The 518-nt window shown below is 60.2% G+C and carries 1 protein-coding gene; it reads left to right on the forward strand.

The genetic code is table 11. The annotated features are described in order from the left end of the window. Positions 1-135: 135 nt before the first annotated feature. A partial coding sequence (locus AC6I6L_RS20690) for an aromatic-ring-hydroxylating dioxygenase subunit beta (protein ID WP_497919666.1) occupies positions 136-518 on the forward strand: 383 nt, incomplete at its 3' end.

The following is a 518-nucleotide window of genomic DNA, read 5'->3' on the forward strand; positions in this document are numbered from 1 at the left end:
ACTGGGAGGGTCCCGGAACCGCCTGGGACGACAACCTCGAGGAGGGGACCTGTCGGACGTTCCACGGCAACTGGCAAAAGGCGATGAACAACGAAGAAGTCGGGATGCGCTACCCGCGAGACCACATCTAACATCATGACCGAAGGACTGACCCACCAGTCGGAACTCGAACGTCACTACGAGTGCGTGTCGTTTTACAACCGCGAGGCCGAACTCCTCGACGAGAAGGAACTCGAGAACTGGCTCGAGTTGCTGACCGAGGACATCCGGTACGATATGCCGATTCGCGTCACCCGAGACCGTAGCTCCGATCGGTCGGAGTTCAGCGTCGAGGGGTACAACTATCGCGAGGACCGGAGCACGCTCGAGGCGCGCGTCGACCGATTCCAGTCGGAGTTCGCCTGGTCGGAGGATCCGCCGTCGCGAACCCGTCACTTCATTACGAACGTTCGCGTCGGCGACGTCGACGGCGACGAACTCTCGGTGAAAAATAACCTGTTGTTGTTCCAGGCACAGGG

This window comes from Halosolutus sp. DAT137 (assembly GCF_059736405.1).